Origin of the sequence: Erysipelatoclostridium sp. AM42-17, from assembly GCF_003480255.1 — a bacterium.
Classification (GTDB): domain Bacteria; phylum Bacillota_I; class Bacilli_A; order Erysipelotrichales; family Coprobacillaceae; genus Faecalibacillus.
In genome coordinates, this window is sequence record NZ_QUIN01000030.1 from 1 (window position 1) to 25734 (window position 25734).

The 25734-nt window shown below is 29.4% G+C and carries 27 protein-coding genes; 2 read left to right on the plus strand and 25 right to left on the minus strand.

Annotated features, from left to right (window positions below):
• Positions 1-83 precede the first annotated feature (83 nt).
• The 20 genes from DW911_RS09960 to DW911_RS10055 form a co-directional block, all read right to left on the minus strand.
• A complete protein-coding gene (locus DW911_RS09960; protein ID WP_118607767.1) occupies positions 84-1523 on the minus strand; it encodes a glycoside hydrolase family 1 protein in 1440 nt (479 codons plus the stop codon).
• 113 nt (positions 1524-1636) lie between these two features.
• Positions 1637-2827, minus strand: a complete 1191-nt coding sequence (locus tag DW911_RS09965) for an ATP-grasp domain-containing protein (RefSeq protein WP_118607768.1) — start codon at positions 2825-2827, stop codon at positions 1637-1639.
• A gap of 9 nt (positions 2828-2836) precedes the next feature.
• On the minus strand, positions 2837-3571 hold the full coding sequence (locus DW911_RS09970; protein ID WP_118433808.1) for an esterase family protein: 735 nt from the start codon (positions 3569-3571) through the stop codon (positions 2837-2839).
• Positions 3572-3625: 54 nt separating this feature from the next.
• Positions 3626-4675 (minus strand): type IV pilus twitching motility protein PilT, encoded by a 1050-nt coding sequence (locus tag DW911_RS09975; RefSeq protein ID WP_118607769.1) that lies wholly within the window; start codon positions 4673-4675, stop codon positions 3626-3628.
• Between the two features lie 11 nt (positions 4676-4686).
• Positions 4687-6357 (minus strand): GspE/PulE family protein, encoded by a 1671-nt coding sequence (locus DW911_RS09980; protein WP_118433804.1) that lies wholly within the window; start codon positions 6355-6357, stop codon positions 4687-4689.
• A 21-nt stretch (positions 6358-6378) separates the two neighbouring features.
• Positions 6379-7767 carry a prepilin-type N-terminal cleavage/methylation domain-containing protein gene (locus DW911_RS09985; protein WP_118607770.1) on the minus strand — a complete coding sequence of 463 codons (1389 nt, stop codon included), beginning with the start codon at positions 7765-7767 and terminating at the stop codon, positions 6379-6381.
• Positions 7768-7784: 17 nt separating this feature from the next.
• Positions 7785-8699, minus strand: coding sequence for a type IV pilus modification PilV family protein (locus tag DW911_RS09990; RefSeq protein WP_118607771.1), 915 nt, complete (start codon positions 8697-8699; stop codon positions 7785-7787).
• An 11-nt stretch (positions 8700-8710) separates the two neighbouring features.
• Positions 8711-9739: a hypothetical protein gene (locus DW911_RS09995; protein ID WP_118433798.1), complete on the minus strand. Its 1029-nt coding sequence runs from the start codon at positions 9737-9739 to the stop codon at positions 8711-8713.
• Positions 9740-9753: 14 nt separating this feature from the next.
• Positions 9754-10332, minus strand: coding sequence for a type II secretion system protein M (locus DW911_RS10000; RefSeq protein WP_118433796.1), 579 nt, complete (start codon positions 10330-10332; stop codon positions 9754-9756).
• Positions 10319-10990, minus strand: coding sequence for a hypothetical protein (locus tag DW911_RS10005; protein WP_118607772.1), 672 nt, complete (start codon positions 10988-10990; stop codon positions 10319-10321). Before DW911_RS10005 ends, DW911_RS10000 begins: the two co-directional genes overlap by 14 nt.
• Before the next feature lie 3 nt (positions 10991-10993).
• Positions 10994-11878 (minus strand): type IV pilus biogenesis protein PilM, encoded by an 885-nt coding sequence (gene pilM / locus DW911_RS10010; protein ID WP_118607773.1) that lies wholly within the window; start codon positions 11876-11878, stop codon positions 10994-10996.
• Between the two features lie 8 nt (positions 11879-11886).
• On the minus strand, positions 11887-13080 hold the full coding sequence (locus DW911_RS10015) for a type II secretion system F family protein (RefSeq protein ID WP_118433790.1): 1194 nt from the start codon (positions 13078-13080) through the stop codon (positions 11887-11889).
• 12 nt (positions 13081-13092) lie between these two features.
• A complete protein-coding gene (locus DW911_RS10020; protein WP_118607774.1) occupies positions 13093-13854 on the minus strand; it encodes a prepilin peptidase in 762 nt (253 codons plus the stop codon).
• A gap of 93 nt (positions 13855-13947) precedes the next feature.
• On the minus strand, positions 13948-14622 hold the full coding sequence (locus tag DW911_RS10025) for a Pr6Pr family membrane protein (protein WP_199589182.1): 675 nt from the start codon (positions 14620-14622) through the stop codon (positions 13948-13950).
• Positions 14623-14703: 81 nt separating this feature from the next.
• A complete protein-coding gene (locus DW911_RS10030) occupies positions 14704-15198 on the minus strand; it encodes a prepilin-type N-terminal cleavage/methylation domain-containing protein (protein ID WP_233541889.1) in 495 nt (164 codons plus the stop codon).
• Positions 15199-15331: 133 nt separating this feature from the next.
• Positions 15332-15781, minus strand: coding sequence for a prepilin-type N-terminal cleavage/methylation domain-containing protein (locus DW911_RS10035; RefSeq protein WP_118434186.1), 450 nt, complete (start codon positions 15779-15781; stop codon positions 15332-15334).
• A 123-nt stretch (positions 15782-15904) separates the two neighbouring features.
• Positions 15905-16618, minus strand: a complete 714-nt coding sequence (locus DW911_RS10040) for a helix-turn-helix transcriptional regulator (protein WP_118434185.1) — start codon at positions 16616-16618, stop codon at positions 15905-15907.
• A 98-nt stretch (positions 16619-16716) separates the two neighbouring features.
• On the minus strand, positions 16717-17472 hold the full coding sequence (locus tag DW911_RS10045) for an HAD-IIB family hydrolase (RefSeq protein WP_118434184.1): 756 nt from the start codon (positions 17470-17472) through the stop codon (positions 16717-16719).
• A 3-nt stretch (positions 17473-17475) separates the two neighbouring features.
• Complete coding sequence (locus DW911_RS10050; protein ID WP_118434183.1) at positions 17476-17961, minus strand: GNAT family N-acetyltransferase; 486 nt, start codon at positions 17959-17961, stop codon at positions 17476-17478.
• Complete coding sequence (locus tag DW911_RS10055; protein ID WP_118434182.1) at positions 17961-18749, minus strand: histidinol-phosphatase HisJ family protein; 789 nt, start codon at positions 18747-18749, stop codon at positions 17961-17963. Before DW911_RS10055 ends, DW911_RS10050 begins: the two co-directional genes overlap by 1 nt.
• Before the next feature lie 70 nt (positions 18750-18819).
• Here DW911_RS10055 and DW911_RS10060 point away from each other — a divergent pair, with 70 nt between their 5' ends.
• Together DW911_RS10060 and DW911_RS10065 are read left to right on the plus strand one after the other, a co-directional pair.
• Entirely contained in the window at positions 18820-19770 is a 951-nt protein-coding gene (locus DW911_RS10060; RefSeq protein ID WP_118434181.1) for a Gfo/Idh/MocA family protein, read from the plus strand.
• An 80-nt stretch (positions 19771-19850) separates the two neighbouring features.
• Positions 19851-21035, plus strand: a complete 1185-nt coding sequence (locus DW911_RS10065; RefSeq protein WP_118607775.1) for an EAL domain-containing protein — start codon at positions 19851-19853, stop codon at positions 21033-21035.
• A gap of 41 nt (positions 21036-21076) precedes the next feature.
• Here DW911_RS10065 and groL read toward each other — a convergent pair whose 3' ends face one another.
• The 5 genes from groL to DW911_RS10090 all read right to left on the minus strand — a co-directional run bounded on the left by groL (position 21077) and on the right by DW911_RS10090 (position 25654).
• Positions 21077-22693: a chaperonin GroEL gene (groL, locus tag DW911_RS10070; RefSeq protein ID WP_118607776.1), complete on the minus strand. Its 1617-nt coding sequence runs from the start codon at positions 22691-22693 to the stop codon at positions 21077-21079.
• 14 nt (positions 22694-22707) lie between these two features.
• Complete coding sequence (locus DW911_RS10075; protein WP_118434178.1) at positions 22708-22968, minus strand: GroES family chaperonin; 261 nt, start codon at positions 22966-22968, stop codon at positions 22708-22710.
• Positions 22969-23104: 136 nt separating this feature from the next.
• Positions 23105-23947: a hypothetical protein gene (locus tag DW911_RS10080; RefSeq protein ID WP_118434177.1), complete on the minus strand. Its 843-nt coding sequence runs from the start codon at positions 23945-23947 to the stop codon at positions 23105-23107.
• 12 nt (positions 23948-23959) lie between these two features.
• Positions 23960-24904: an AEC family transporter gene (locus tag DW911_RS10085; RefSeq protein WP_118607777.1), complete on the minus strand. Its 945-nt coding sequence runs from the start codon at positions 24902-24904 to the stop codon at positions 23960-23962.
• 48 nt (positions 24905-24952) lie between these two features.
• Positions 24953-25654, minus strand: a complete 702-nt coding sequence (locus DW911_RS10090) for a DUF554 domain-containing protein (protein ID WP_118434175.1) — start codon at positions 25652-25654, stop codon at positions 24953-24955.
• Positions 25655-25734 lie beyond the last annotated feature (80 nt).

Sequence of the window (25734 nt, forward strand, 5' to 3'; positions counted from 1 at the left end):
AGATATAAAAAACCTATATCTTTATGTAAAGGTATAGGTTTGTCAACAATCTGGAATGACCGTTAATATTAACGGTCATTTTTTTATAACTCTTCGCCATTTGTTTTAATAACATTTTGATACCAATAGAATGATTCTTTTCTTCTTCTAGAAAAATCTCCAGTACCATCATCATATCTTTCAACAAAGATAAATCCATAACGTTTAGCCATTTCTCCTGTAGAAGCAGAAACTAAGTCAATACATCCCCAAGGTGTATATCCTCTTAAATCAACTCCATCTAATACAGCTTCATGCATTTGTTCAATATGACTTCTTAAATAATCAATACGATAATCATCTCTTACTTTTCCATCTTCATCAATTTTATCATAAGCACCTAAACCATTTTCTACGACAAAGATTGGTAATTGATAACGATCATATATTTCATTTAATGAATATCTTAAACCTTCTGGATCTATTTGCCATCCCCAGTCTGATGCTTTTAAATAAGGGTTAGGTACTCCACCTAAAATATTCCCTTTTCCTGCTTTTTGTTTTTCAGGATCAACAGTTTGACAATTTGACATGTAGTAAGAACATGTATAGAAATCAACTGGTCCACTTGCTAGAATTTCTTCGTCTCCTGGTTCCATTTTAATTTCAATATGATTTTCTTTAAAGTAACGTTTTATATAATTTGGATATTTTCCTCGACATTGTACATCACTGCAAAACCAGTTCATTAAATGATTTTTTTGTTGATTTTCAATTTGATCTGCTGGATTACATGTTAACCCATAGCTTGTTGCCATGATTTGCATACATCCTACTTGATAATTTGGATCTATTTCATGCGCCATTTTTACAGCCAAAGCACTTGCTAGAAATTGATGGTGTAATCCTTGGAAACGATTATTTGGAATATCCACTTGATCCATAAATTCCATTTCTTTAATTTCATTTAAGATTCCTTGTCCTAAAAAAGCACCCATCGCTGTTGTAGCACTATTAATTTCATTAAATGTAAGCCAATATTTTACTTTTCCTTTATAACGAGTAAAAATAGCTTTACAGAAATTTAAATAACAGTCAATCATGCGACGATCAGTCCATGCATTCCATTTTTTAGTTAAGTTAAAAGGAACTTCATAGTGTGAAATTGTAATTAAAGGTTCAATATTATATTTTAAGCATTCATCAATTAATTCTTCATAAAATTTTAAGCCTGCTTCATTAGGTTGATCTTCATCACCATTTGGAAAGATTCGTGTCCAAGCAATTGAAAAACGATACATTTTAAATCCCATTTCAGCAAATAATGCAATATCTTCTTTAAAACGATGATAATGATCAATCGCATCATGGCTTGGATAGAATGTTCCTTCTTCTAATACTGGTGTAATTCTTTTTGATTTTGTAGCTGTACCTCCAGTACAAATATCAGGACAAGAAATACCTTTTCCTCCTTCTTGCCATCCACCTTCTAATTGGTTAGCAGCTGTAGCACCACCCCAATAAAATCCTTTTGGAAAACTCATGTTTATATTCCTCCTTTTTCTTTCATCTTTATTTTACTGATTCATTGATATTTGTCATTTGATTTTCATTTTTTGAAAGATATGAAAAGGACCTCTTTTAAAGAGGCTCTTAACTATTTCTTTTCTCTAATGAATTGAATCATTTCTTTAATTTCTTTTTCTGTTTTGGCTTTTAATAAATAAACATGATTACCCATAGCTTCACTTAAAGCTTCTGGTACAGGTTCATATGTAATGATTTGTTCACCGTATTTCATCTTGATTTGTTGATTATGATGTACGTAAGAAACGTGATCTCTTAATCCTACATAACCAATACAATACTTTTGTTTTAATTCTTCTTGATAACTATCATTTACTATCATTTGGGCATAAATATCATAAACATTACAATCATAAGCATAATTCATCATATCGGGAATATAAGCTCCTGGCGCACGCATATTCACTTCTAAACCAACTAAATCACCTTTTTTACCTAATCCTGCTTTGTCTTTTTCTAATCTAAAGAATTCAAAGTGGAAGAATTTTTGAGTTGTATCAAAAGCTTCAACGACCTTTTTACCAATAGTTTCAATATCACTGCCTTTTACCATTTGACTATAAAATCCCATATCACAATGATGATTAACTGAATCCATAATAGAATCAAGTAATACATGACTTGTACAAACTAAAATATTTTTATGACTGTCAGTGATACCATCAAAGGTTTCTACATGCCCATAAACAAATTCTTCTGCAATATAACTTACTCCTTTAGTTTTATTTTTTAAGAATTTTAAAACTTCTTTTTTGTTTGATAATTTATGGGTATCACTTGCTCCTACGCCATTATCAGGTTTAACAACAACAGGATAACCTACTTCTTCTACAAAATCATATAAATCTTGTTGTTTTTTTATAAGTTGGTATCTTGCAGTAGGAATACCCGCTTTTTTATAAACAGATTTCATTTTTGATTTGTATTTCATTGCTTTTAACTCTTTTGGTCTTGTCCCACTGGCAATATTAAAATCTAATCTTAGCTGAGCTTCCATTTCTAACCAATATTCATTTTGTGAATCAATATATTCAATTCTGCCATATTTACCAATAAAGAAACCTACTGCACGGTATACTTCATCATAATTTTCTAAACTATTAACGCGATAGTATTCTACTAAGTTACTCTTTGTTTCAGGATGCAAACTATCATAAGGTGCATCACCAATACCTAATACATGAATTCCTTTACTTCTTAATGACTTACAAAACTGCCAATAATATTCAGGAAAATTAGGTGATATAAAAATATAATTCATAAAAACCTCCTATAAAATATGTTCAACAAAATAAGGGAATTGTTTTTGCCACCATACCCAGTCATGATTAACATCTTTTCCCCAATAATCAATCCATGCTGGTACATTCAATCTGGCAAAAGTTTCTTGCATTAAATGTGTTGATTTCATCATTTCATCTTCCCATGCTCCTTGTCCACTACATAAAATCATTTTTCTATCTTGATAGATTTTAATATAAGGATGATCATGAGACATGCCATTTAAATACTTTAAAGGAGCATTATTATAAATATTTTCATCAATATAATTTCCAAAGAATAAATCACTATCATAATAACCGCTTAAAGCAATGGATCCTTTAAATAAATCCGGTCTTCTAAGCATGATATTTAAAGCATGTAAAGCCCCTAAAGAACATCCTGTAGTCATAATAAGTGATGTTTTATTCATATTATGAATAAAAGGAACAACTTCATCTACAATGTAATAATAAAATTGTTCAAGCATATAACTACGATGACTAGGATCTCCTGTTTCATCAGAATAAGTTTCTTCATCAATACTATCTACACAAAATAATTGTATTTGTCCTTGTTCTATCTTATCTTTTACACTTTCTACCATACCAAAGTTTTCAAAATCAAAGTAACGTCCATTTTGAGCAGGAAAGACAATAAATGGTTGTCCTTGCGTTCCATATACCTTCATTTCCATATCTCTTAATAAACACTCACTGTATTCTTTATAATATACTACTTCCATGACTCTCTTCCCCCTTTCTATTATTTTAACATAAAAATAGGCTTATCAATAAGCCTATTGTAAATATTGTCTTAATTCACCTACATCAAGTGAATATTCTTCAGCAATAATTTGATTTACTTGTCCTGATTTAATTAACTGTGCTAAAGAACCATTTAATGAAATCATACCTTCATTCTTTCCAGTTTGAATCATAGAATCAATTTGATGTCCTTTATTTTCTCTAATTAAATTCTTGATAGCATCTGTTGCCACCATGACTTCTAAAGCAGCTACACGTCCTTCACCACTTTGTAAAGGTAATAACTGTTGGGTAATAACAGCTTGTAAAACACTCGCTAATTGAGTACGGACTTGTTCTTGTTTATGAGTAGGAAAGACATCAATAATACGATCAATTGTTTTTGGTGCTCCTACCGTATGTAAAGTACTAAAGACAAGATGTCCTGTTTCCGCCAAAGTAATAACAGCTTGTATTGTTTCATAACCACGCATTTCACCAACTAAAATAATATCTGGGTCTTCACGCATTGCACTTTTTAGGGCAGTATCAAAAGAATCAACATCTTCATAAACTTCTCTTTGATGAATTAAAGCTTGTTTTTGTTGGTAAACATATTCTATTGGATCTTCAATTGTAAGAATATGACAATTCTTGATTGATGAAACAAAGTCGATCATAGCAGCAAGTGTTGTTGATTTACCACTTCCTGTTGGTCCTGTTACTAAAATAAGACCTCGAGGTAATAACGATAATTTATGTAATACATCAGGTAAATGAAGTTCTTCTAATGAACGAATATGATCATCAATAACACGAATGGCTGCTGTTACATTTCCTCTTTGAAAGTAGATATTAACACGATAACGATCACTACCATCAGTATAAACAAAATCAGCGTCTTCATGATTTTGTACTAACTTTAAAATGCGATCATGACATAATGATAAAATCATTTTTTCGATTGTTTGATCATCATATGATTGATCATATGATTTTAATTGACCATCTTTTCTTAAAACAATCCCTGTTTTAACACCAATATGCACATCACTACATTTTCTTTGTCTAGCATATTGTAATACTTCATTTATATTTGCCATAATGATCTCCTTTAATCAATGTAACAAGTAATTTTATTTAATTCATCTACTGTTGTTACACCATCTTTAACTAATTGTACAGCTTGATCTTTTAATGTTTCTACATGTTGTTCATCTTTTAAATAATCCATAATGGTATCTATATCTTCTTTATTAGCAATCATCTTTCTTACATGACTATCAACCATGATAATTTCATGAATCGCAATTCTGCCTTTATATCCCGTATTATTGCAATGTGGACACCCTGTACCCTTAGTAATATATTTAATGTCTTCACCTACTGCGATTTTATCTGTAACGGTTGCTTCTACTTGTCTTTTGCAATGAGGACAAACAACACGCATTAAACGTTGAGCTACTAAACCAACTAAAGAGTTTGCTACCATGTATGGTTCAATTCCCATTTCCTCTAAACGAACAATTGAACTAATGGCATCATTTGTATGTAATGTACTGACTACTAAGTGACCTGTAATTGCCGCTCTTACTGAAATTTCAGCTGTTTCTTTATCACGGGTTTCTCCAACCATGATAATATCTGGGTCTTGTCGCATTAAAGCTCTTAATCCTGATTCAAATGTTAAGCCTGACATTTGATTAACTTGCATTTGATTAATTCTTGATAATCTTTTTTCTACAGGATCTTCAATAGTTGAAATATTAACTTGACCTTTAGCTAATTCTTCTAGAATCATATAAAGGGTTGTTGTTTTCCCACTTCCAGTTGGACCCGTAACATAAATGATACCATGAGGCATCGCCATCATTTGTTTCATTTTATCATAGTTATCTTGAGTCATCCCAAAAGTGCTTAAACGCGAAATTGTTGTATTTGAATTTAAATAACGCATCACTATTTTTTCACCAAAAATAGTTGGAATAACAGATACACGAATATTCATTTCAATGCCATTAATCTTACCAATAAAGTGACCATCTTGAGGATTTCTCTTTTCAGCAATATCCATATTAGATAATATTTTAATTCTTACAGTTAAAGCTGCTTGAATATTTTTATTTAAATCTAAATAATCAACCAACATCCCATCAATACGCATTCTTACATGTACATTATCTTCAAAAGGTTCAATATGAATATCTGATGCACTATTATTATATCCTCTTAATAATAAAGAGTTTAATAACTTAACAACCGGTGTATCATCTTCTTGAGCATCAAATAAATCTAAATCATCTTCCTCTTCTACAGGTTGATCATCTAAGTTATCAATCAAATCTAAAGTATCTACATCACTATAATACTTTTCAATCGCAATTTGAATTTCTTCTTTTGTCGCTAAAGAAACTGATAAATGACATCCAGCAACAAGTCGAACATCTTCTAACCCATAGAAATTTAAAGGATCACTTGTCGCTACAGTTAAGTTATCTCCTTCAATAGCATAAGCAATGACATTATATTTTTGTGCCATTGCCTTAGGAATTCTCTTTGTTGCATTAATATCAAATTCAATAGCATCTAGTGATACTAAAGGCTCTGCTAGTTTATCAGATAATGCTTCTAACATTTGTCTTTCACTAACAAACCCTAAATCTATTAAATGTTCTCCTAATCTTTTACTTCTATCTTTCTTTTGAGCAGCTAATGCTGTTTGTAACTGTTCTTCATTTATATATCCGTATTCCTTTAATACTTCACCTATTGGTAAACTTTTCATATGTTAACCTCCATTTTTGATTTAATATACTGCATCCCAATAATGCATATTATATATGTCATTATCTAAACTACCTGATGTTTGAAATATATTAACATTAGCTTTTAAAGCCGCTTGTTTTGCAATAGAATAAACAATATCATTTTGTAAATATGTACTTCTTTGATCATAATTGTTTTCTACTCTAATCCATCCACTACTTATAACACCAGGAACTCCGGGTTTTTCAATGCAAGCATACCAAAGTTCATAAAAATCTTCATCATTCAAACTCTTCATCTTTATGAAACTTCCTTTTTTGTAATATTTATCTGAACTATATTCATCATAATCATCTTTTTTACTATCCTGTAAGGTAGAATTATATTTAGCATCAGACATATAATTTTTTACAATGTTAGTTTTCATTGTTTTACTAGGATACTTTGTATAAGTATTCTTTTTTACCTCATCAACGACGTCTTTATTGTCGATTCTTCCCAAACATTCCCATTGTTTATAAGAAGTATAATCAGGTGTATGTCCTGTCGAATATATTTTGTCACTTATCATTTTATAATAATAATTATTATAAATAACAATATCTCCATATTCATATGTGCTACCAATATCAAAATTTCTATCTAGCTTTTTCCAACAGGCCCCACCTGCATCGCCAGGCTTCACTGTTCCATTAGCCCATTCAGAAATGTATTGCCACCATGACCCATTATACCAAACAATATCATATCGATCATAAAGTTGATTTTGTTTATAAACTCCTTGATAATTTGTAGAATCAATATTTTTAACAATATCTGCAACTGTACCATCACCTGTAGTATCTTTGTTATCATCATTATTATCATCCATAACAGTATCATCTACGATATAATATAATTTATGAGTACTATCATTTAATGTTGTTTTATCCGATATATTTTGAAAAAAATTAGTAGCAGATGAACCAGTGCTAATATTAAAATTAACTAATTCATAAGTTTTTGATGTCTTGTAAACATCCTTATCTTCACCTTTTTGAAAACTTACCGTCATATCCAAACGATAACCATTTTGCTTAAATCCTCTTACAACTATCTTTAATTTACGTTTGTTAACATAATAATCATCATTAAAAACTTGTTTGCTATCACGATATAACTTATCTTCTTTCACATGAATCACATGCCAAGAACGGTCATCTGGTTTAGTGTTTGATACTCTAACTTCTGTCGCATATGTTATTTCATCACTAATATAATCCATAATTCCATCAGTAGCTTGTTTATCAAGTGACGTTTTAGTAGATGTATCAAAATATCCTAAAGAGTTGACTAAGATTCCACCAGTTATCACCATAGTTAATGAGGCAATAACTAAAACAATAACAATTTCAACTAATGTCATCCCTTTATTATTTATTTTCTTCATTTCTTAGTCACCTCCTTTTATCTTTTTGTTGTTTCAATTCTATGCCAAGAAGAATCATTCTTTATCTTATTATAAAATTCTGAATATGTACCAGTAATTTCAGATGTATTTACTCCATTTTTAGGAACCCACCATACATCTACATCTTCATTTGAAGAATTATTATCATAAAGTGCATAAATTTTATTTGGTCGATCTCCCTCTTTTGCTTTATCACCAAGTAATATGAAAACATCTTTATATTTTTCACCATCGAAAAAATCATAGTAATCAGTATTTTTATTCATAAATAAACAAGGAGTTACATAAGTGTACTTATTTTTATCAAATTGAGGATTAATTGATGCTATTTCATCACCTAGTGCATTAATTTTTATATTAGGATACACCAATGAATACAATTTAGGTAAATTTGTAATAATATCATTTACTTCTACATTAATATTTTTTTCTTCTTTTAGCCACTTGTTTATATATTTTTTTACATCTGAACTATTCATTTGCGAAGTTGCCTTTACTTTTTCTTTTAAATAATTATGAATTTGAGTCATCATATCACAATAATTTTTATAAACATTTCTAACTTTTTGAGTATCATCACTATTATCTATTTCAAACGAAGATAATGTCACTCCACTATCAGTTTTACTTTTTGCTTTTTTGTAAATTCCATCAACTGTAATCGGACTTTGACCTTGTTGTAAAGTAATCGAATATGTAGCATCTATAGGATTAACATCAATATTCGTATCTTTTTGTGATTCATTAATTAATGCTGTTTCTTCATTATTAGTATTGTTTTTATATTGTTCAGAATCACTGAATACCCTAAAAGCTGTAACAAATCCAGTCACCATAATAATAGAAGCCGTACTTAGAATAAGAAGAGCGATAATTGTTTCAATAAGTGTCATACCTTTATTGTTTTTCATATACTTTCCCCCTATTCTAGTTCTTTCCAATCCACTGTATTAATTAAATTATTTAGATTAGTTTTTCCTTCTTGTATTTGCCATAAATAACCTGTATTGTTATTTTTTCTCACATATATTTTGTCGTTGTAAAATATAATTGAAAAATTATCTTTTTGATTGCTTTGCGAATTATCATTACCTAAAATACAATACTCACCATTTGTATTTTTAATAATAAGAAAATGTAAATATATAGTATCAGAAATTGAAGGATTGATTTTCTTTGCTTTTTGAACAATCGAATCATCTAATTTCTCAGTCTCAGATGAATTATATAATTTTGAGTAAATATCATTATATTGATCATTATATGGATTATTCACATCAAAATAGACATTGCTAGTATAAATTGGAACATTTTGTTTTACACACTCTTGATTAATCCACTGAGTAAAACTAGTTTGGTTTTGGTTACATATTTTGTAAAAAGCATTAATGAAATTATCAAATTTTGTTTTCATCTTTTCGACAGTATCAGCTGTTACTGAAGTGCTTCCACTATCTCCACCAGTGTTACCTCCTGTGTTATCATCAGTATTTCCACCTGTAGAATCACTTACTTTAATGCTACGATTACCATTCGTATCATATTGGATAGCTTTCCAAACACCTTTTGACTGAGTAATATAAGCATATACAGTATAACTTTGTTCACTATATGTGGCTTTAAGTGTTGCGATAACAAGGTTCTTTTTCTTTCTTGTTACTTTAATATCACTAATTGTTCCAAATGGTTGATCAAGTTCCATCTTGTAGATATTTGTTACTCCGTTTACCTCCGAAGGGATAATTTGATCATTTTGATCACCTTTTTCAATAACAGAAGCTAATGATTTAATAGCTGAATTAGCTATTAATTCAGCTTGAGTTTGATTGTGATTTTTAATTGATTGATTGTAGTGAACATAAGCTAAAGATAAAGAGGCTCCGACAATGACCATTAAAAGCATAATTAAGGTTACTGCCCATACAATTGTTGAACCCTTTTTATTATTCATTGTCTTCACCCCTTTTATTTTTCAATCATATACACTGTATAAGAAATATGAAATTCATATGTACCTGTACCTTGTTCAAAGGATGTAGATGTCACTTGCATACTTTCGTTAGCACGTACATCATCTAATAAACTATTTAATTGATCAAGAGTCCCTGTACATGTTTGTTGAATTGCAGATGTATATACAGTTGTTGAGTTACTGTTTTTAGAATATTTAGTTAATTTTGTTTTTGTAATATCACCTATAGTTAAATCTTTAGGCACAAGTTTGTATTGTTGCGCTAAACCAGTTACAAGTTTATCTAAATCTTCTTTTCCTAAGACTTCATATAACCCTTGTTTTGATGTTTCGATTTCTTTGGTTACACTATTAATTTGTGATGTTAAATCACTACTACTAGGAACTATACTATTGGCTTGTATTTGAGTTTCTAGTAATTGTTTTTGAGAAGATAATTCTTGATGTTTTGTAAGTTGTGGTTGTAGTAATAAAAACCAGCCAATACAAATAATAATTAAAATAATCATGATATAGATTAAGATCTTTTCTCTTTTAGAAAGACTTTGAATTGATTTTTTAATTTTGTCCATTTGTCTTTCCTCCTTGTAATACACAAGTAATTGTTGATGAATAAACAATAGGTGTTTGGGTCGTTGTTGTTTGGGTTGTCACTTCGCCTGTTGTAGGATCAGTCACATTTTGAGTTTGTTCACTTACGCCACCACTTTGACTATATCCTGTGTAGTTTACATCATCAAAAAGACCTGTTTCTTTTAGTTGTCTTACAGCATTTTGACAACCGTCTACACGATTAGATTCTACTGATAAAACGATATTTCCATTTTCTTGAGTAAAGGATACTGATTTAATTGTAAGATCTTTACTTACTGATTGTATTTGATCTGGCATTTGTTTTGTAATTTGAGGATAACTACTTAAATTATCAGAAATAGCTTGGCTTGTTTTTAATTCTTTTTGTAGATTAGCAAGCGTAGTTTCTTTTTCAGTATCTGTTTGTTTAGCATTTTGGACAATCAATGCTTGTAGTTTATCATTTAAACTATCTACATCTTTTTGCATTGAATGATTGTTTAATGCAAAGTAACCCGTACTTCCTGCAAATAAAACAACTAAAACAATAGGTAGTATCCATGGTTTTATTTTTTCAAAGTTAATTGTATTTGTTGATTCTTTAGCGTAATAAACACTTAAAAAATCGATATCTCTTCCTCTATTTTTACCTTTCATCTCTTATCTCCTCCATAAACTTCCAACTGCTAAGAATTTATGAGCTAGAAAATCATTATTTGAATCCGATGTGCAGTTAGGACATTCAAAACGTGTTGTTTTCATTGATAAATTTGAACTAATTGTTGAAAACAATAGGTCTTCTTCAAATTTATCTAATCCTGCAAAGTATATATGAGTAATATTATCGTCTTTATAGTTACTTCTAGCAAATTGTAATAGTTTTGTTAAACTATTAGATACTTCTGTAATAAAGGCAACACTTCCTCGATCAGAGAAGATACGACATCTATTGGTAATGACATATTGTCCTTTAATAAACATATAATGGTTAACATCTTGACCATTGATCATAGATAAAATATAAGATTGATTACTTAATAATGGCATCGATGCTGTAAGTTTGATAATTGAATTAGTAAGAATATCAATGGTTTCTAATTCTATATTTTCTTCTTTGAATAATTGAATATAAGGTTCAATGAATGATCTTTCTAAGGCTGCACATAAAACTAATTGACCTTCTTTGCCTTCAATAGAATCTGCGATAACAGTATAATCATAAATTAAATCTTCATGTTGTCCAACAACATCAACAAATTCATCTTTAACTAATTTTTGCATTTCCCTTGCTGATACTTTAGGCATTTGTTGGCATTTAACTAAAATTTGTCCACTATCAATAACTAATCTTGTTTTATCTATATAATGCTCTTTTACATGTTCTAATGCTTCTTTTATTGGACGGTCGTCCATGATAACACCATCTAACATTGTTCCTTCTTTGAATTGATAATCTTGGAAATAATGAACCTTAATGTTATTGTGTTTTACTTCACCTTGTATTACTTGTAACCCACTGGTTGATAAAAAGATAACTGTTTCCATAATGCCTCCTACATATTTCCAACATTGTTATACAATGTATAGATTGGTAATAATACTGAAATAATGATTAAACAAATCACAACAGCTAAGATAATAATCATAATTGGTTGAATTAAAGTGACCATTCTTTCACTAGCTTGTTCTGCATCAAAGTCAAAATCATCAGCAAGACTCGTAAGCATGGTTTCTAAGCGCCCACTTTCTTCACCTACATAAATACTACTATTAAGTTTGATATCAAAGCCATCAACATCTTTTAATGATTGAGACAGTGATTCACCATTTCTAATCTTTTTAATCACTTCATCAAATTGTGATTCAATATAAGTATTACCTATTGTTGACTTAGCAATATTTAATGCATTAACAATAGACATCCCACTTGTATATAAAGAACATAAAGTTCTAGCAAAACGACTTGTATAAATCGTTACCATTAGGTTGCCAAACTTAGGAATATGAACTTTCATTTTATCTACTTCTAAACGTATTTTAGGTACTCTTAATAAAGCCAAAAATAACGCTACTAGAAGAATAAATCCCAGTATCACAAGATACCAATATCCTTGTAGAAACTTACTAATACCAATGTTAATTTTCGTAATTAAAGGTAAATCTACATTAACAAAGATATCAAAGAATGATGGTAAAACACCTAAATAAACAATAAGCAATACTGCTATTGTTACAACAATTAAAATAATAGGATACATCATTGCAGACTTTGTCTTTCCTCTAATACGATGATCTTTTGTATATTGATTAGACATAATTAAAGCTGTTTTATCCATTTGCCCACTAGCTTCACCAGCTCTAAACATTTGTATCATTAGCGGTGGAAACGCCACTCCTTGTGTTTCCATCGCTGCTGAAAGAGTAAAACCTTGTTGTAGTTTTACATAAATATTTTCATAAATCTTTTTTATTTTAGGATTATCTTCTCTTCGACACATAATAGAAAAAGTACGAATTAAAGATAAACCTGATCCTAGCATTGTTCCTACTTCTCTTGAAAACTCTGCTAATTCATTATATTTTAACTTATATTTATTGATGCTTTGTTTAGTGATATCTTGGCAATCAATTAAAAATAAGCCTTGATCTTTTAGTTTTCTTATTAATTCTTGTTCATCTTCAGCTTCTAATGTTCCTTTTACTTTTTTAGAACTCATATCTTTAGAAACATATTTAAAAGTTGCCATTGTTCTACTCCTTTACATTAATAAATTGATATACCAAGAAACAATCTCTGGTCCATACACTAACGCTATAAAAATTCCTAACGATAAATAAGGTCCAAAAGCAATATGAGCTTTTTTACTTACGTTCTTTGTTAGAATTAAATAAATACAATAGATACCTGCTACTAAAATACCAATAAAGGCAGCAAGTAAACTATATTTCATCCCTAACGCAATCCCAGAAGCAAACATTAACTTTACATCTCCACCACCAAAACAATCAGGAATGAGTAAAATTAATATAAACATAGGTACGGCAATACATAGCATTCCTAATACTGCATCAAATACAGTTAAATGTCTTACAATACATAAAACAAAACAAACAATAAACAACACTATATTTAATCCATCAGGAATGATCATTGTATCATGATCAATTAATGTAATCGCAAGTAAAATCATACTCACAACAAATAATAATACTGTTTCTATAGAAAACTGATATCTATAAAAACAAAAAACACTTACCAATCCACCAAATAACTCAACAAAGAACCCTCTCATCGGTATCTTTGCCTTACAATACCTACACTTACCTCTTAATAAAACATAACTTAAAATGGGTATTAAATCATACCATTTCAACGTATGTCCACATGATTCACAATGACTTCTTCCATGATCGAAGTCTTCATGACGGGGTACGCGATCGACGATGACATTCATAAAGCTTGCTACACATGTTCCAATAATAAAGCAATAAATGTAGCATAATATGATTATTGAATTCATACAATCCCCCTAATTTTACAGGTTATATTATACCATTTATGTCCACAATTGAAAACAATACTCCCCTTTTATCAACAAAAAAATACTATTTTATCAATATAAAATAGTATTTTTACGTCTTATCTTTAAAAATAAACTTCCTAAACCAATAAAGATCACTAATAAAATAATAATCATATAAAAAGTTCCAATTCCTAAAGTCGTATGTCCTAACAAACTTAAATCAAAACCAAACCATCCCGTCTTAGCTCCATAATTTAAAAAATTATAAGGAGCTAACATTGTTTGATCCCATCTCATATAAAAGCATTGTCCTAAAACAATCACATAGCCCACATAAATAAGTGGTGGAACCACTGCATAAAATACATGCTTTTCCTTAGCGTCATAATCATAACTATACATAATAAAATCAATAATCGACAGTACTGGTGTAATGAAGTGTACACATAAACTTCCAGCCCCATTATGCAAATATGCTCCCATAAATCCATGAGAATTTGTAGGCGCCAATAAAAACATATAAACTAAAAAAGTTAATGTAATAGATATTGTAGCCATAAACTTTATAATGTGCATTCCCTGAGGTCTATATTTTACCCCTTGAATATCATAAATTAAAAAGATAACCAACATGACATCAATAAAGATGTTAGATAAATTAGTAAAATATGTAAAAAACATCAAACTATCAAAGGATCTTATCATTCCATAAATGGATGCAATAATCGCAATTACCTTTATTATCATAGAACTTCTATTTTTCATTTTCATCACCTATGCCAATATATCATAATATACTTTGAACTTCAAGATATTGTGATATAAAGAAATACCACCGAAGTGGTATTACTTAATAGATTGAATTTCAACTTTTTTATTTTTATATACGTTTGCGTCTATAATATGTCCATCATTACTTTTCCATCTAAATACATATACATTCGTATCTCCACTAGGATACTGATAAATATAAAGAACCTTGGGTAATCCAGTTTTAGAAGAAGCAATCCCTTCCCCATTAGGATTAGCCTGTGTGTTGTCTTCCTCTACAGTTGTTTTATCCATTAAATGTTTATATAAATTTTCATAAGATTTCAAATTATTATTTACATCAAAAGATTCAACATTATCCTCAGCTCGCATTCTTGCTTCTTCAGTTTGAACAACTAAATATATCGATCTTGCCTCTTGAATATATTGTGATTTTTTTGCTTCATCCACATATCCCATGACTGATGGAATAGCTATAGCAGCTAAAATAGCTAAAATAACTAAAACTACAATAATTTCTACTAATGTAAATCCTTTTCTATCTTTTAATTTATTCATCATTCTTTCCATCATGTCACATCCTTACTTAGGCACATTATATCATATATTTCTAAAGAAAACAAAAAACTCCTCTTAATGAAAGTACAAAAAAACATTGCTTAATTTAGCAATGCTTTTTATAAAATGAATATTAAATTTCTTCTTATTTAATAATTTTTACATCTTTATTTGTAGTTAAATGAGCAGTAATTGAACTACCATCGCTAGTCCATGTAAAAGTATAGTATTTTGTACTTCCACTTGGAGGAGTAATTGTTACATCAGTAAGATCTGTTTTTTGTTTAACAATTCCACCTTGAGGATCTGTACAATCTTTTCCTAAATTTGTATAAACGCTAGCATCAACTGCATCAGTTGACTTTTTGTTATTTTCTGCTCTCCATCTTGCTTCTTCAGTTTGTACTACTAAATAAATAGATCTAGCTTCTTGGATATATTTTGATTCTTTTGCATCATTTACATATCCCATTACTGAAGGAATTGCAATTGCAGCTAAGATAGCTAAGATAACTAATACTACGATGATTTCTACTAATGTGAAACCTTTTTTATTTGATTTTTTTTGTAAGTTTTTAATCATTTTTTCCATCATATCTCTTTTCTCCCCTTCTTAATAACTTACAATAAAAGGAATGGTTCCTTTTAAGTAAAATTTAATTATACGATATAATACCTATTTAAAGCAAGGAAAACACACTTATTTAGAGGAATTTTTTCATTTTTGTATAAAATATGACACTAAAGAATAGAATACAGGGATAGTAAGAAAGATAGCCCATGCTGGATGCCACATGTTGTAATAGAAGCCAAAGAATAGAAAAACAGCAGCACAAATAACTGGATAAGCTATTTTGGATGGATTTTTCTTTTTAATGGCTGAAATGATACTTTCAATGATGGGTATAAATAATAAGATAATCCATCCTGGATGCCATAGGTTAAAGAAGATTCCGATAAATAAGTATACTAGGATCAGTATTGATGCAATAGGAAATGATTTTTTATTATGAGTAATAAAGTCATCATGATCGTATTGTTTTCCATCAATAAAGACTCCGTTTGAATCAACATCTACTTTAGTATTTTCTTTTTTATCATCTACATGAATGCCATTCCATCCTACATGTACTTCACTGCCTTCTTTATCTTTTACATGTATTCCTTTTGTTAGTGAGATGTGAACTTCATCTTTTTTTGGTTTATCTTGTTTTTGATTATTTGTTGAATGAGATGTTTTTAATAAATCATCTAATGTCATGTTATAGAGTTTTGCTAGAGCAATAAGGTTATCTGTATCCGGAGAAGCTTCTGCTCTTTCCCATTTACTGATTGCTTGTCTAGATACCCCTATTTCTTTGGCTAAGGCTTCTTGTGATAAGCCTTTTTCTTTTCTTAATTTTGCTAGTCTTTCAGCAATTTCAATATTCATATAATTCCTCCCTCGTCTTTTCCACATCATACCTAAAAACAAAGAGTATGACTAGATATCCTGCTTTACATAGATGTAAACTCTCGTTGCTACGTTGACTACTCTGGTATGATTTTTTCGATACATTCTTTAATATTGTGTACTAAAGTCTTTGTATGTACTTGTACTTCTTGAGGACTACTAAAAAATGTAAAGGAATTATGACAAGCATCAAACATACTAATATCATTATATGAATCACCTATGACATTGATATCTTCGTCTTTTAAATGATAATATTGTTGAATATAATGAATAGCATTTCCTTTAGAACAACCATTTAAAACAATATCTACATCTTCAATGTTTTGAAAAGCTTTAACGATTGTTTGATTTTTATTAACTAATTCACAGCATTTTCTAGCTGCTTCTTGGTCATGAGGAAAATGAGCTGAAAATGTTGCAATTCTATCCTCTTTTACTTCATCTACATCTTTAATTAAAAGATCATAGGGAGGTATTCTAGAATGGGGATTCATCGCATATTTTTTATTTCCGGCAACGATTGTCCAACAAACATTTTTATCAAATAATTCTATCACTTTTTTCATATCTTCTTTACCAATCAATTTTTCATAAATCACATGTTGATTTTGATCTAAAATAATACCACCACTATGTAAGATATAAAAATCAAATTTTACATCTTCACTTTGATTTAATAAACCTCTTAATTCTCTGCCAGAACAAACTCCAAATAAGTTTCCTGCTTTTTGAAAATCGATGATTTTTTGTTTATCTTCTTTTAATATATATGATTTATTTTCTTGATGGTGAATAAGTGTTCCATCAAAATCACTCGCTAATAATTTCATTTTTTACCTCCATTTTAAAATCATATCATTCCATTTGGCTTGTCCATGGGTTGATTTAGATATTTGCATCCATGTAAAACCACAGCTTTCATAAAAAGGTCTTAAATGATCTTTACATGTTAATATGATTCCCTTTAAATCTTCTTTTTTCATTTCTTCAATATAATTCATTAACATTTTTCTAGCATATCCTTTCCCTTGATAATCAGGTAGGATACATACAGAAAATATCATTTGATATAATCCTTGATCATGATGATAAGATGTATCTTCATACATCTTATCATCAATGACTGTTTGATTTGTTTTTAAACCTCCAATATAACCAATAACTTGATCATCTTTAATGCATAAGCGATATCCTTGTGGATAAGTTAATATTCGTTTTGTCAGTGAAGCCTTTGATGCTGCTTCTGCTTGAGGAAAACAAGTTTGTTCTATATGATGAATGATATCTATTTGTGATAGATCAGGTATAACTAATTTCATTATAATTGATGAAAAATAGGTTTCATTTTATCAAAGGTACAGTAATATTGAAAACCTATTTCTTTTGCCTCCTTTTTTGCTTGTTCAATATAAAAGCCTAAATGATCTTTTTCATGACTATCAGAACCAAATGTTAATATTTTACCTCCTAGTTCATAATACCATTTTAAGATTTGATGACTTGGGGTAGTATCTTTTAAGTGATAACGAATATAAGAAGTATTGATTTCAATACCTTTACCATCATCAATCACTTTCTTTAAAATCTTTTTAATTATTTCTTCATTTTGATGATCATCCATGGCACCTTGTAAGTCATAACGTTTAATCATGTCTAAATGTCCTAAAACACTATAATCATGATATTGATTAATGACATCATTAATTTCTTGATAATAGTCATGATTGTAAAGTTGTTGTGTTTTTCCTTTTTGAAACTCTTGACTCCAAAACTCAAGATCTTGAATTTGATGACAAGATAGAATAACAAAGTCAAAAGGATATTGGTTAAAATCTTTTTGAAAGTCTTGAATTGTATGGGTTTGCATGCCAAATTCTACGCCTAGTTTCATTTTTATTTGATCATGATATAAATCTTTTAAACGATTAAATTCTTTTATATAAGCATTATAATCAACAACGTATTTTAAATCGTTTGTTAGATAATCTACATGCTCTGTAATGCAGATTTCTTTGATTCCCTTCGTTATGGCATCTTTGATAACATCTTCCATTGGATAGTTACAATCATTAGAAAAAGCTGTATGAACATGATAATCACTATACATAAAATCACCACCTTGTATTTATTCTACCATAATAAATAGGGTTATGATATGATGAACATGAGGTGATTTAATGATTAAATGGGGAATTATTGGTCTAGGCAATATTGCTTGGCGTTTTGTTCAAAGTATTCAATATGCTGATCGTGCTTGTATTGAAGCCATTGCCAGCCATAATCAAGAAAAACAAAATAAATTTAAAGCGGTTCTTCATCATGTAAAAGTATATGATGATTATGAAACTTTAATTCGTAGTGACGTCGATGCCATTTATATTGCTTTACCTCATGGTATGCACTATCATTATGCAAAAATGGCTCTTCTTTGTCATAAACATGTCTTAGTAGAAAAACCTTCTACTTTGAGCTATCAAGATACTAAGGAACTGATTGCATTAGCTCATCAAAATCAGGTATTTTTTATGGAAGCTTTAAAAACGAGATTCATTGCTTTTAATCAGCAGATTAAAGATGAAGTGAATAAAGGCACAATTGGTCAAGTTATTAAGGTACAAGCTTCTTTTTGTAATGATGTTTTAGATAATAAAAGACCTGGATGGTATTTATTAGATCCTATTCAAGGTGGCGCTTTATATGATGTAGGACCTTATCCCATTTCTTTTGTTATGGATTTTCTAGGCGACAAGTATCAAAGTATTCAAAGTCATTATCGTATTAAAGAAGGTATTGATCATTATTTTTATAGTGAATTAGATTATGGTAATGCTAAAGGAATTGTTGAAGGAGCTATTGATGAAAATAAAGAACGTATGGGTTATATTTATGGGACTCTTGGAAGAATAGAGATTCCTATGTATAATCGTCCTATCGAATATACGGTTTATTTAAATGATGGTCAAAGTTATCATTATCATCAAGATTTACTCTTTGATGATATGTATGATGAAATAAAAAAAGCAAATGATGGTATCATGAATAAAGATGATGATATTCAAGAATGGTCCCATCAAGACAGTTTATCTTTAATGAAAATCATAGAAGATATTAAAGAATCTTTTCATTAACTTTAGATAAAATATAGAGACTATTGATAGTTATTAATAGTCTTTTTTTGTATAGTTCCAACGTGAAAAGAGGACAATATATGAAATTAACAAAACAAAATACCCATGATTTTTTTAAAATCATTAATGACAAACAAATTAAAAGTGTTTTTCAACCCATTGTATCTTTACAAACAGGTGAAATCATTTCTTATGAGGCATTAAGCAGAATTACATTAAAACCATGTTCTTTAACAATAGAAGAATTATTTAATATGGCTAACCAAATGAATCAAGCTTGGAATTTGGATTCATTGTGTCGTAAAAAAGCTTTAAAAGCAAGCCAAAAGCTACCATCAAATTTACAACTCTTTATCAATGTTAATGCTAATATCTTACTTGATCAAGAATTTGTCCAAGGATTTACTAAAGAATATTTAAATAAATATCATTTAGATAGTCACCGTATTGTCTTTGAATTATCTGAAAAGACATCTATTCAAAATATGGAATTATTTAATAAAGCCGTTAAACATTATCGTAATCAAGGTTTTAAAATAGCCATTGATGATGCCGGTGCTGGTTATTCTAATTTAAATAGAATTAGTCAAGTTAAACCTGAATATATCAAGATAGACCGTGAACTCATTCATAATATTCATCAAAACATAGATAAATCAACTATGGTAGAAGCTATGGTTCATTATTGTAAAGAAATGAATTATTTATTGATTGCTGAAGGAATTGAAACAGAGGAAGAACTCACTTATCTTATTAAACTAGGGGTAGAATATGGTCAAGGATACTATTTGCAAAAACCAAGTGACACCTTTTGTGATATAGAAAGTACTAAAAAAGCAAAAATCAAACAACTATACCCCCATGATCATGCTTCCTTTCTACATAATGATTCCATAGAATCATTATGTAAAAGTACATATACTTTAAAAATCAGTGATTCAATAAAAAAAGCATATGATTTATTTAATCAAGATATGACGTCTAAAATTTATATTCTTGATGATCATCATCATTTTTTAGGTATCATTAAAAAAGAATATTTATTTAATGAATTTGGTTGTATTTATCATGAATTAGCTCATATTGATGATATTGTTAATCAAGACTGTTTAACTGTTTTTTCACATTTTTCAATAAAAAATGTCTGTCAATTAGCATTAAACAGACCTTCACATCTTATTTATGATGATATTATTGTTTTAGATAATCAACGCTTTATAGGCATTGTATCTGTAATTGATTTACTCCGTTTTTATATAAAATAAAAAATCAATAAGGAATATAATCTCCTTATTGATTTTCTTTATTAATACATTTGAGGCATTGCAGGAGCGGCTGGGGCATCATCTGATTTTGCTTCCGCAATTCCAGCTTCTGTTGTAATAAATAATGAAGCAATACTACTTGCATTTAATAATGCACTTCTGGTTACTTTAGTTGGATCAATGATACCTTTTTCAAACATATCGACCCATTCACCATTTTTAGCATCAAATCCCATGTTTTTATTAGCCTTCTTTTGACCTTCAACAATATCTTCTGCATTATATCCAGCATTTTCTGCTATTTGGCTAATTGGTGCAAATAACGAATCCATTACAATATTAATACCTTTTTGTACATCAACATGATTTGATTTTAATACTGGTTTTACTTCTTTATAAGCTTCAACTAAAGCAGCACCACCACCAATAACAATTCCTTCTTCAACAGCAGCTTTTGTTGCATTTAAAGCATCTTCAATTCTTAATTTCTTTTCGTTTAATTCACTTTCTGTTGTTGCTCCAACTTTAATTGTTGCTACACCATTAGATAATTTACCTAAACGTTCTTGTAATTGTTTTTTATCATAATCAGATTGAATATTTTCAAGTTGAGCTTTAATATCATTAATTCTTACTTTTAATGCTTCACTTTGTTCACTAGAAGAAATCATTGTAGTATTATCTTTTGTTACAATAATCTTTTTAATTGTTCCTAAATCATCCATTGTGACATCTTTTAAATTCATTTGTAAATCCTTATTAATGAATTTAGCATTTGTAAGTGCTGCAATATCTTGTAACATTTCTTTTTGATTATCACCAAATCCTGGTGCCTTAGTGGCTACAACATTGAAAGTACCACGTAATTTATTTAAAACAAGTGTTGAAATAACTTCATTTTCATAATCTTCAGCAATAAGTAATATAGGCTTATTGGCTTGAACGACTTGTTCTAGTACAGGTAGAATTTCTTGTAAGTTTGTGATTTTATGATTTGTAACTAATACTAATGGACTATCCATTTCAACTTGCATTTTATCACGATCACTGACCATATATGGTGAAACATAGCCTTTATCATATTGCATACCTTCACTGACTTCTAATTCATCATCAAAGCTATTTGATTTATCTACATTAATGACACCATCACGACCAACTTTTTCCATTGCTTGTGCAATGAGTTGTCCAATTTCTTCGTTTCCAGCAGATATTGTCGCAACAGAAGCAATATCATTGCTTGTTTCAATTTTACGAGAATGATTTAATACTGATTTTGCTACTTCTTTACTCGCTTTTTCAATTCCTTCTCGCATCAATACTGGATTAGCTCCTTTATCAACAGCTTTTAATCCATTAACAATCATTTGACGTGCTAAGATTGTGGCTGTTGTTGTCCCATCACCAGCTACATCATTTGTATTATTGGCTACTTCATAAACTAATTTAGCACCCATATTTTCAAATTTATCTTCTAATTCAATTTCTTTAGCAATACTTACACCATCATTTGTAATTAATGGTGATCCAAAACCTTTATCTAAGACAACATTACGACCTTTAGGTCCTAATGTAACACTTACTGCATCTGCAAGAATATTTACACCCTTTAACATTGATTTACGTGCATCATTTGAAAATCTTACTTCTTTACTCATAAATATGCGCCTCCTTATTCAAACTTTGCCATAATATCTTTTTCATCAATAATGATATATTTTTCATCATCAATGGTTACATTTGTACCTGAATATTCTTTATAAACAACGCGATCATTTTCTTTTAATCCACTTTCACATTCTTCACCTACTGCTTTAACTAAAGCAACACTTGGAACATCTTTCTTTTCAGTGGTAAGTATAATGCCACTTGTTGTTTTATTTTCAACTTCTTCTTTTTGTAATAGTACAAATTTATGCAATGGTTTTATCATCGTATTCACTCCTTTAGCACTCCCTTTATCTATGTGCTAACAGTATTATAACTCTTCCTAGCACTCTGTCAAGATGAATGCTAAAAAATATTATATATTTTATTATACAAAAAAAAAGAAATGAATATTCATTTCTTTAGTGTTTCATAAATTTTTTAGCTAATGTTTCCACTTGATTACGTGAGATATGAAATTTATCACATAAGTCATCAACCATCTGATTGAGTTCTTCCGGTGATTTATTTTTTAATAAATCCATATCTACTCCCATGTTTGAAGCCATTGATTTAGCTTGTTCAAATGCTTGATTTTGTTTTTGATTGAATTGTTCACGAATAGATACTAATTCATCTATTTCATCACTATCTAATCCTAATTGATCAAAAAATTCTAAAGCTCTTGACAATAATAATTCAATTTCTAATATATAAGCCTGATCATCCAATTCATAGATTCCCTGCATATCACCTTTTAAAGTATCTAATTGATTTAATTCTATTTCATCTAATTCTAAATCTTCATATTCATTGTTTTCTATATCACTTAAGATAATTGATATATCATATAAGACTTTTTCATGAAGTGATAAATCATAAGACACTTCTAAAGTTGTCAGCTTAGATAAAACAGTGCAAAGTTGTTCTATATCGAAAATAGTATCACTAAAAGTGTAGTGTTCATCTTTCGTTTGGATTTTAACAAAAAGTTGCTTTTTATTTTTCTTTAAAGTAATACTTTGGATATTTTGATAATTAATTTGACCTTTTTTTGTTAATTGAAAATATAAGTTGTTTTCAGTAAAAATTAAACCTTTACTACCATCTAAACCTGTAGACAAATCAACATATAATATAACATGATAATCTTCACTACTACCATATTGATAAATAGCGTTACTGATTTGCGCTGGTAATTGATTTTGTAAATAAACATGTCCTTTTTTTATATTCAATGATTGTATTAATTCAACTTTATCCATAGTAAACTCCTTTTATAATAAATTAAATGATTTTAAAATATAAATCCACATCGTTATAGAAAAACCACTTAATAATGTTGTAAGCATGACAACACTCGAAGTTAACACCCCTTCATGTCCCATATTTTTTGCCATGACAAAACTACTTACAGTTGTTGCCGAACCTAACATAATTACAATAGCGATCAACTTTTCATGAGTAAATCCTAATTTTACAGCAACAGGTAAAAATATTAAACAAAAACCAAATAGCTTAAAAAACGTAGCAACAAGTGCAGGTGTTACTTTATTTAAAGCCTTTTTAAAATCAAAAGAAGCACCCATTGCCATCAATCCCATTGGTGTCGCTATTGCCCCTACACTACTTACCGTTTTATCTAGAATCGTAGGCATAGGCAATTTTAATAAAGACCAAATTAGTCCACAAACAATCCCTATTATGATAGGATTTTTCAATATTCCTATTAGCGTTGATTTTAAAACCTGACCATCAAATTGATGTTGACCGGGTTTAAAAAATGATAAAACAACCACGGCCATTACATTATATAATGGCACGCTACCGATAATCATAATTGGTGCCATTTTTGCATTACCATATATATTTTGAATCAAAGCAATACCTAAAAGTGCTGCACTACTGCGATAAGTAGCTTGAATAAATTCTCCTCTTAATCCTCTTTCTTTTAAAAATAAAGAAAGCAGTGCCGCAATCACAATACAAATAAAGGTAACAATGAAGCAAAAAATAACAAACTTTAAATCCCATACTTCATTAAAATCTACAGTAGCTAAATCATGAAATAAAAGTACTGGTAATGGAATCAAAAAAACAAACTTATTCATTTTTGATGCTAAGACATCGTCTATAATACCGATCTTTTTAAAAAATATACCTAGCAACATCAATAAGAAAACAGGTAGCGTTGCATTCAAGCTAAAAATTAAATTATCCACAAATTTACCTCCAATTATGAAACTATCTTACCTCATAAAACAATGAGATTAAACAATGAATTGATATAAAGCAACAAAAGGCATAACAAGAACTAAAGCAGGTATTAAGTTAATGGCTTTAATTTTAAATATTTTTGCTACAGTTAAACCTGTAATCATTGTAATAATACCACCACACGCCTTAAAATCAGCAATCATTGTAGGAGTAGTAAAAGGAATAATAAACTGTGCTAATAAAAAACACAAAATTAAAATAATAAATTGTGGTACACATATAAGTAGCTGAGCATACCCTAGTGCTGCACCAAACAAAATAGCAGTAAAAAAGTCTAAAACTGATTTAGAGATTAAGACAAAAGAATCCCCACTCATTCCTTCGCTTAACGCTCCAAATATACCTGTACCGCTCATAGAGAACATAAGAACAACAAGTAAATAAACTTCCATATATTCATCATGATTGCCCTCTATATGAAAAGGAAGTTTTTTTAAAGCCATAGAAAATAAATGAGAGACATGTTCATTAATATGAGTCAATTCTCCAATTGAAAAACCAATAATAACAGCCATAATAACCATCGGCAAAGTCTTTACAGAAATAACCGACATTAACCCAATGGTAAAAGAACAAATTCCAAATACCTTTGGCAATTCATCCATCAAATGCTTAGGTAAAATGTGCTTAATAGTTCCCCCTATAATTGTTCCAATAAATACCGCAATAACATTTACAATAACACCAACTGGCATAATTTAATCTCCCTTTAAATAAATATAAAAAAAAAGAACTGGCAGTTCGCTATTGTTGCACCGTAGCACTATCGTCGCCG

Bases quoted from the DNA above. Each gene is read 5' to 3' on its own strand.
- DW911_RS09960 (WP_118607767.1), bottom strand. From the start codon at position 1,523: ATGAGTTTTCCAAAAGGATTTTATTGGGGTGGTGCTACAGCTGCTAAC.
- DW911_RS09965 (WP_118607768.1), bottom strand. From the start codon at position 2,827: ATGAATTATATTTTTATATCACCTAATTTTCCTGAATATTATTGGCAG.
- DW911_RS09970 (WP_118433808.1), bottom strand. From the start codon at position 3,571: ATGGAAGTAGTATATTATAAAGAATACAGTGAGTGTTTATTAAGAGAT.
- DW911_RS09975 (WP_118607769.1), bottom strand. From the start codon at position 4,675: ATGGCAAATATAAATGAAGTATTACAATATGCTAGACAAAGAAAATGT.
- DW911_RS09980 (WP_118433804.1), bottom strand. From the start codon at position 6,357: ATGAAAAGTTTACCAATAGGTGAAGTATTAAAGGAATACGGATATATA.
- DW911_RS09985 (WP_118607770.1), bottom strand. From the start codon at position 7,767: ATGAAGAAAATAAATAATAAAGGGATGACATTAGTTGAAATTGTTATT.
- DW911_RS09990 (WP_118607771.1), bottom strand. From the start codon at position 8,699: ATGAAAAACAATAAAGGTATGACACTTATTGAAACAATTATCGCTCTT.
- DW911_RS09995 (WP_118433798.1), bottom strand. From the start codon at position 9,739: ATGAATAATAAAAAGGGTTCAACAATTGTATGGGCAGTAACCTTAATT.
- DW911_RS10000 (WP_118433796.1), bottom strand. From the start codon at position 10,332: ATGGACAAAATTAAAAAATCAATTCAAAGTCTTTCTAAAAGAGAAAAG.
- DW911_RS10005 (WP_118607772.1), bottom strand. From the start codon at position 10,990: ATGAAAGGTAAAAATAGAGGAAGAGATATCGATTTTTTAAGTGTTTAT.
- pilM (WP_118607773.1), bottom strand. From the start codon at position 11,878: ATGGAAACAGTTATCTTTTTATCAACCAGTGGGTTACAAGTAATACAA.
- DW911_RS10015 (WP_118433790.1), bottom strand. From the start codon at position 13,080: ATGGCAACTTTTAAATATGTTTCTAAAGATATGAGTTCTAAAAAAGTA.
- DW911_RS10020 (WP_118607774.1), bottom strand. From the start codon at position 13,854: ATGAATTCAATAATCATATTATGCTACATTTATTGCTTTATTATTGGA.
- DW911_RS10025 (WP_199589182.1), bottom strand. From the start codon at position 14,622: ATGAAAAATAGAAGTTCTATGATAATAAAGGTAATTGCGATTATTGCA.
- DW911_RS10030 (WP_233541889.1), bottom strand. From the start codon at position 15,198: ATGGAAAGAATGATGAATAAATTAAAAGATAGAAAAGGATTTACATTA.
- DW911_RS10035 (WP_118434186.1), bottom strand. From the start codon at position 15,781: ATGATGGAAAAAATGATTAAAAACTTACAAAAAAAATCAAATAAAAAA.
- DW911_RS10040 (WP_118434185.1), bottom strand. From the start codon at position 16,618: ATGAATATTGAAATTGCTGAAAGACTAGCAAAATTAAGAAAAGAAAAA.
- DW911_RS10045 (WP_118434184.1), bottom strand. From the start codon at position 17,472: ATGAAATTATTAGCGAGTGATTTTGATGGAACACTTATTCACCATCAA.
- DW911_RS10050 (WP_118434183.1), bottom strand. From the start codon at position 17,961: ATGAAATTAGTTATACCTGATCTATCACAAATAGATATCATTCATCAT.
- DW911_RS10055 (WP_118434182.1), bottom strand. From the start codon at position 18,749: ATGTATAGTGATTATCATGTTCATACAGCTTTTTCTAATGATTGTAAC.
- DW911_RS10060 (WP_118434181.1), top strand. From the start codon at position 18,820: ATGATTAAATGGGGAATTATTGGTCTAGGCAATATTGCTTGGCGTTTT.
- DW911_RS10065 (WP_118607775.1), top strand. From the start codon at position 19,851: ATGAAATTAACAAAACAAAATACCCATGATTTTTTTAAAATCATTAAT.
- groL (WP_118607776.1), bottom strand. From the start codon at position 22,693: ATGAGTAAAGAAGTAAGATTTTCAAATGATGCACGTAAATCAATGTTA.
- DW911_RS10075 (WP_118434178.1), bottom strand. From the start codon at position 22,968: ATGATAAAACCATTGCATAAATTTGTACTATTACAAAAAGAAGAAGTT.
- DW911_RS10080 (WP_118434177.1), bottom strand. From the start codon at position 23,947: ATGGATAAAGTTGAATTAATACAATCATTGAATATAAAAAAAGGACAT.
- DW911_RS10090 (WP_118434175.1), bottom strand. From the start codon at position 25,654: ATGCCAGTTGGTGTTATTGTAAATGTTATTGCGGTATTTATTGGAACA.